At 66.9% G+C, this 6,582-nt stretch carries 6 protein-coding genes; 5 read left to right on the plus strand and 1 reads right to left on the minus strand.

The window, feature by feature from the left end:
* The first annotated feature begins 158 nt into the window (after positions 1–158).
* The 5 genes from P3W85_RS31950 to P3W85_RS31970 all read left to right on the plus strand — a co-directional run bounded on the left by P3W85_RS31950 (position 159) and on the right by P3W85_RS31970 (position 5,933).
* A complete protein-coding gene (locus P3W85_RS31950) occupies positions 159–833 on the plus strand; it encodes a response regulator (RefSeq protein ID WP_276267704.1) in 675 nt (224 codons plus the stop codon).
* Positions 833–2,302, plus strand: coding sequence for a sensor histidine kinase (locus P3W85_RS31955; protein WP_276267705.1), 1,470 nt, complete (start codon positions 833–835; stop codon positions 2,300–2,302). The genes P3W85_RS31950 and P3W85_RS31955 overlap by 1 nt, the downstream gene beginning before the upstream one ends.
* 419 nt (positions 2,303–2,721) lie before the next feature.
* Positions 2,722–3,690 (plus strand): Bug family tripartite tricarboxylate transporter substrate binding protein, encoded by a 969-nt coding sequence (locus tag P3W85_RS31960; protein ID WP_017229312.1) that lies wholly within the window; start codon positions 2,722–2,724, stop codon positions 3,688–3,690.
* A 253-nt stretch (positions 3,691–3,943) separates the two neighbouring features.
* Positions 3,944–4,417, plus strand: coding sequence for a tripartite tricarboxylate transporter TctB family protein (locus tag P3W85_RS31965; protein WP_276267707.1), 474 nt, complete (start codon positions 3,944–3,946; stop codon positions 4,415–4,417).
* A gap of 13 nt (positions 4,418–4,430) precedes the next feature.
* Positions 4,431–5,933 (plus strand): tripartite tricarboxylate transporter permease, encoded by a 1,503-nt coding sequence (locus tag P3W85_RS31970; protein WP_276267708.1) that lies wholly within the window; start codon positions 4,431–4,433, stop codon positions 5,931–5,933.
* A 149-nt stretch (positions 5,934–6,082) separates the two neighbouring features.
* Here P3W85_RS31970 and P3W85_RS45660 read toward each other — a convergent pair whose 3' ends face one another.
* Positions 6,083–6,337, minus strand: coding sequence for a hypothetical protein (locus P3W85_RS45660; RefSeq protein ID WP_430869662.1), 255 nt, complete (start codon positions 6,335–6,337; stop codon positions 6,083–6,085).
* Positions 6,338–6,582 lie beyond the last annotated feature (245 nt).

The following is a 6,582-nucleotide window of genomic DNA, read 5'->3' on the forward strand; positions in this document are numbered from 1 at the left end:
GGAAAGGGCCTGGGCGCACTCGCCGCGCGTGGCCCGGGGCGGAGGTATTATAGGCCCCCGCGGCAAGTCGCCGTGGCGCCGGCGGCTGCGCTGCCGGCGGCGAATTCAAAGCCATGGTCTCGTGCAAACGGACGCTTATCGAGCAGGGGAGGACCGGCGTGCGCTTATTGCTGGTAGAAGACGAGATTGAACTGGCGCGCTGGGTGGCGCGCGCACTGGAGCAGGGCGGCTTCGTGATCGAGCACGTGGCCGACGGCCTGCAGGCCGAGGCGCGCCTGATGGCCGAGGAATACGATGTGGTGGTGCTCGACCTGCGCCTGCCCGGCAAGGACGGCCTGGCCGTGCTCAAGTCCATGCGCGGGCGCGACGACCGCACCCCGGTGCTGATCCTGACCGCGCAGGACACGCTCGACGAGCGCGTGCGCGGGCTAAACCTGGGCGCCGACGATTACCTGCCCAAGCCCTTCGCCATCGCCGAGCTGGAGGCCCGCATCCTAGCCCTGATCCGGCGCAGCCGCGGGCGTGCCCATCCGCGCCTGCAATGCGGCTCGCTGGTGTTCGACGGCGAGACCCGCAGCTTCACGCTGGACGGCGTGCCGCTGGCGCTGACGCCGCGCGAATCGACCCTGCTGGGCGCGCTGCTGGCCAGGAGCGGCCAGCCGCTGACCAAGGCGCAACTGCTCGACAAGGTGTTCTCGCTCGACGCCGATGTCAGCCCCGACGCCATCGAGGTGCTGGTCTACCGGCTGCGCAAGAAGCTCTCGGGCCACGGCGTGACCATCGTCACGCTGCGCGGCTTCGGCTACCTGCTGGAACCGGAAGGGCAGGCCTGATGCTGCACCGGCTGCCACGCCACTGGCTGCGGCGCTGGCTGCAGGGCAGCCTGCGCCGCCAGTTGCTGCTGCTGCTGTTGCCCGCGCTGGCGGCCATGATGGCGCTCGACACCTGGCTGACCTACGGCACGCTGCGCGATGCCGCCAATGCCGCCTACGACCGCTCGCTGTACGGCTCGGTACGCGCCATCGACAACGCCATCGGCATGGCCGGCGAAAGCGTGCAGATCGCGCTGCCGGACGCCGCCATGGAAATGTTCGAGACCGCGGCCCAGACCCATGTGTTCTACCGCGTCTCGCTCGAACGCAACGGCAAGATCGAAACCGTCACCGGCTACGACGACCTGCCGCTGCCCAAGGGGGAGATCGCCAGCAACCAGCCGCGCTTCTACGATGCCGGCTATCGCGGCGACCCGGTGCGCATCGCCGTACTGGCGCATCCGGTGTATCGCCCCAACGCGCATATGCGCGTCATCGTGCAGGTGGCGGAAACCGCCGAGCCGCGTTTCGAGCTGATCGCCACCGTCTGGCGCGGCGCGCTGGCGCGCGACGTGCTGCTGATCCTGATCAGCGCCTCCATCCTGGTGGCCGGCATCACCTATGTGCTGCGCCCGCTGGCACGCGTGCGCGACGACGTGGAAGCGCGCTCGGCCGACGACCTCACCCCGCTGGCCTTCGACCACGTGCCCGTGGAAGTGCAGCCGCTGGTCGACGCGGTGAACCGGCACGTCTCGCGCTCGGCCGCGATGACGCAGGCCCAGGCCCAGTTCATCGCCGATGCCGCGCATCAGTTGCGCACGCCGCTGGCCATCCTCAAGACGCAAGCCGAATTCGCCCAGCGCCAGCTTTGCGCCAGCGCCGATCCCGCGCGCGCGCCGCAGGCCGCCAGGGAGGCGGTTGGCGGCATCGTCACCCAGCTCGAACAAGCCGCGCGGCTGACCAACCAGCTGCTGGCATTGGCGCGGGTGCGGCAGCATCCGGGCAGCGATGCGCCGGGAGACGCCGAACCGCTGGAACTGATCGACGCCGTCGCCGTGGCCGAGCAGGTGGCGCTGGACTACCTGCCGCTGGCGCGCGGCAAGCAGCAGGATTTCGGGTGGGAGCGCCCGGCGGGGCTGGTATTGCCGGTACGCGCCGATGCCGCGCTGTTGCGCGAAGCCTTCGCCAACCTCGTCCACAACGCCATCCAGTATTCCCCCCGCGGCAGCCGCATCACGCTTTCCGCCGCGCGCGCCCAGGACAGCGCCTGCCTGGTGGTCGAAGACGACGGGCCCGGCATTCCCGCCGAGGAGCGCGAGAAGGTGTTTGCGCGGTTTTACCGGCGGGTCGGGCACGCGGAGCCCGGATCCGGCCTGGGGCTGGCGATTTCCCGGGAGATGACCGCGCGCTTCGGGGGGGCGGTGGAACTGCGGGACGGGGCGCAGGGGCGAGGCGTCCGGGCGGTGTTGCGGCTGCCGGTCGGCGAGTGAGGCTGCTTGCCGGCGGGGTTTTCCGGATTTCCCTCGGACATTTCCTGGATGCCTCCGGGATGCCTCCGGGACGCTTTATCAAATGACCGGTTTCCCAGACATCCAACCCCGTGTAAACCCCACCCCATTTCCAGTCAAATTGACAGGCTTTTGACAGTTTCCCCCGCCTAAAATCGCCCCCATGGCCGTCGCACCGGCCAGACCACGTAGAAAAGCCAAAGAACAAGTCCGGCATGCAAGCACAGCAAAGGACAGGAGACAACGCCCAGCCAGGCCGGCCAACCCCGGCACACCGCGAAGTTCTCCCGTCCATGCCAGCAAGCTCCGCTGCCAGCCGGATGCCTCCGGGTCGGGCCAGGCCAGCGATATCAGCCTCCCCCCTTCACCGGCAACCCTCTGAGAAAAAGCAGGAGACCGTAATGCGTCGTTCGATTCATCGCCTTGCCCATGTCGTCATGGCTTCGGCCGCCATCACCGCCACCGTGGCTGCCGCTCCCGCCTTCGCGCTCGACAGCGTGAAGTTCATGATCGGCGCCAACCCGGGCGGCGGCTTCGACCAGACCGGCCGCTCGCTGGGCGCCGCGCTGGTTGCCGCCGGCGTCGCCAAGACGGCTTCCTATGACAACAAGGGCGGCGCGGGCGGCACCATCGGCCTGACGCAGTTCGTCAATACCGACAAGGGCAACCCCAACGCGATGATCGTCACCGGCGCGGTGATGGTGGGCGCGATCGAAACCAACAAGCCGCCGGTCACGCTGAAGAACGCGACCCCGGTGGCACGCCTGTTCGCCGACACCATGGTGATCACGGTGCCGGCCGCGTCGCCGCTGAAGTCGATCAAGGACCTGACCGCGCAGCTCAAGGCCAATCCGGGCAGCGTGAGCTGGGGCGGCGGCTCCAAGGGTTCGATCGACCACATCCTGGCAGGCCTGGTGGCCAAGGAATCCGGCGTGGACCCGAAGAAGATCAACTACGTGCCGTTCCAGGGCGGCGGCGAAGCCTCGGCCTCGATCCTGGGCGGCCACGTGACGGTCGGCATTGCCGGCGTGTCCGAGTTCCTGCCCTTCATCAAGAGCGGCAAGATGCGCGCGCTGGCCGTGACGTCCAAGGAACGCACCGCCGACATCGCAACCCTGAAGGAGCAGGGCATCAACGTCGAGATCTACAACTGGCGCGGCGTGTATGGCGCGCCGGGCATCACCGCCGAGCAGCGCAAGGCCCTGGTCGACGCCGTGGTGAAGGCAACCGAATCGCCGGTGTGGAAGGAGACCCTGGCCAAGAACGACTGGACCCCGTTCCTGCTGACCGGCGATGAATTCGGCAAGTTCGTCGACAGCGAGTCGGCACGCCTGGGCGGCACGCTGCGCGAACTGGGCGTGGCCAAGTAAGCGCCAGGGGCAACCCACCTTACCGCCTGCGCACCGCTTCAACCCGTTTCACCGCTTTACCTGTCGGCCCTGCCTGCGGCGCACCGTAACACCCGGAGCGCATGCAGCAGGCGGGGGCCCGGTGTCCACCTGCGATACCCAAAACCAAACTACAAATCGCCGGGCCCCTGCCGCAAGCGGGGCGACAAACCGCGGCAAGCCAAGGGTCGGCCAACACCACCGCAGGCGCCGCATGAAGGAGCCACTTCCAACCATGAAACCCTCGCACCTGGCGATCGGCATTGCCGTATTGCTGCTCTCCCTCTTCTTCTTCCTGGGCCTGCCGGGCATTTCCGGCGACGAAGGCTATGCCGGCCTGTCGCCGCGCTTCATGCCGACGCTGGTCGCCATCGGCCTGGCCGCATGCGGCGCCGCGCTGACCTGGCAAGGCATTCGCGGCGGCTTTCGCAATATGCCCGAGGAAGACGCCGAACTGCCTTCGGCACCGCATAACTTCCGCGGCTTCCTGTGGGTGGCTGCCGGCCTGGTGGCCAATATGGCGCTGATCGGCATGCTGGGCTTCGTGCTCGCGTCGACCCTGCTGATGGTCTGCGTGGCGCGCGGCTACGGCAGCCGGCGCTTCCTGCGCGACGGCCTGATCGGCCTGTGCATCACGTTGCCGATGTGGGCGCTGTTTGAATTCCTGCTCGGCATCAATTTGCCGCTGCTGCCCGTCGCCGGGTTCTGATCGGAGCTGATTCATGGATACCCTTAACCTGCTGATGCATGGCTTTGCCATCGCCGTCACGCCGATCAACCTGATGTGGGCCCTGGTGGGCTGCTTCCTGGGCACCGCCATCGGCGTGCTGCCGGGCATCGGCCCGGCGCTGACCGTGGCCATGCTGCTGCCGCTGACCGCCAAGGTGGAACCCACCGCCGCGCTGATCATGTTCGCCGGCATCTACTACGGCGCCATGTACGGCGGCTCCACCACCTCCATCCTGATGAACACGCCGGGCGAGTCGTCGACCATGGTCACGGCGATGGAAGGCAACCTGATGGCCAAGAGCGGCCGCGCCGGCCCGGCGCTGGCTACCGCGGCCATCGGCTCCTTCGTGGCCGGCACGATCGGCACGGTGCTGCTGTCGATGTTCGCGCCGGTGGCGGCCGACGTGGCGCTGCAGTTCGGTCCCGGCGAATACTTCATGATCATGCTGCTCGCCTTCACCACGGTGTCGGCGGTGCTGGGCTCGTCCCTGCTGCGCGGCATGACCAGCCTGTTCCTGGGCCTGGGCATCGGCCTGATCGGCATGGATTCGCTGTCGGGCCAGACGCGCTATTCGATGAACGTGCAGGAGCTGTACGACGGCATCGACATCGTGGTGATCGCGGTGGGGCTGTTCGCGGTGGGCGAGGCGCTGTTCAACGCCTTCTTCCCGCAGCCCGACGGCAGCTTCAACCGGCTCAGCTCGATCATGATGACCAAGTCGGACTGGAAGCGCTCGGTGCCGGCCTGGATCCGCGGCACCGTGATCGGCTTCCCGTTCGGCCTGATCCCGGCCGGCGGCGCCGAGATCCCGACCTTCCTGTCGTACGCCACCGAGAAGAAGCTGTCCAAGCACCAGGGCGAGTTCGGCACGGTTGGCGCGATCGAAGGCGTGGCCGGCCCCGAGGCCGCCAACAACGCCGCGGTCACTGCCACGCTGGCCCCGCTGCTGACGCTGGGCATCCCGACCTCGAACACCACCGCGATCCTGCTGGCGGCGTTCCAGAACTACAACCTGCAGCCGGGCCCGATGCTGTTCCAGACCTCGGGCGACCTGGTGTGGGGCCTGCTGGCTTCGCTCTATATCGGCAACGTGATGCTGCTGGTGCTGAACCTGCCGGCCATCGGCCTGTGGGTGCGCATGCTGCGCATTCCCACGCCGCTGCTGTACGGCGGCATCCTGATCTTCGCGGGCCTGGGCGCCTACGGCATCCGCCAGTCGTGGTTCGACCTGCTGCTGCTGTTCGTGATCGGCGTGCTGGGCATGGCCATGCGCCGCTTCGACTTCCCCACCGCGCCGGTGATCGTGGGCATGATCCTGGGCCCCATCGCCGAGAAGCAGTTGCGCAATGCGCTGTCGATCAGCCAGGGCGACTGGTCGGTCTTCGTGACCCAGCCGATCTCGGCCACCATCCTGGCCATGACGGTGGCGGTGGTGCTGATCCCGCGCATCCTGGGCTGGCTGGCCAGGCGCTCGGCGCGCGGCAAGGTGGCTTGATCGGGCGCAAGATGCGGGCGCTGCGCTGAACGAAGCAGACCGGATACGCCAAGACCATTTGGAATGGCGACTGTGTTTACTCCCTCTCCCCTCGCAGGCAGAGCAATCGTGTCAAGTGGCCATGGTGTTTTGCCATGGCCGACCGCTCTTCACCGTGGTGGATTGACCAACGCTATCGGAAGTCCTGCGCCAGCCAGTGCGATGCTGACCCGCGTCTCATAACCGCCGGTCGCTTCCGGCACGACGCGATCGATTTGACCTTGAGCGTTATGCTCAGCCAGGTACGCCAACGGCGTGGCGATTCCCGGCTCGTCATTGGTGAACCGGCGGCTCGCGCAGTCAGGAAAAGAAGTCAGAGCCGGCGTGTTCTTGTTAATGTCGATTCCTTCAACCTTGATATCCATTCGGCGTATTTCCATTCCATCGTTTGGGTTCAATGGCTGGGCGGTTGAGATAGGTCTGCAGGGCCTAAAGGCGGGGTGGTGTCGGGCTCTTGGGCGCATGGAGGTATTTGGTTTTCAGTAGGACCTCATGCTGTTGTAGGGACCTGATTCAGGTCTGCAGGGCCTAAAGGCGGAGTGGCGTCGGGCTCATGGGCACATGGAGGTGTCACTTTTCTTTACTCGTAAAGAAAAGTAACCAAAAGAAA

Source organism: Cupriavidus basilensis, assembly GCF_029335485.1.
Lineage (GTDB): Bacteria > Pseudomonadota > Gammaproteobacteria > Burkholderiales > Burkholderiaceae > Cupriavidus > Cupriavidus basilensis_E.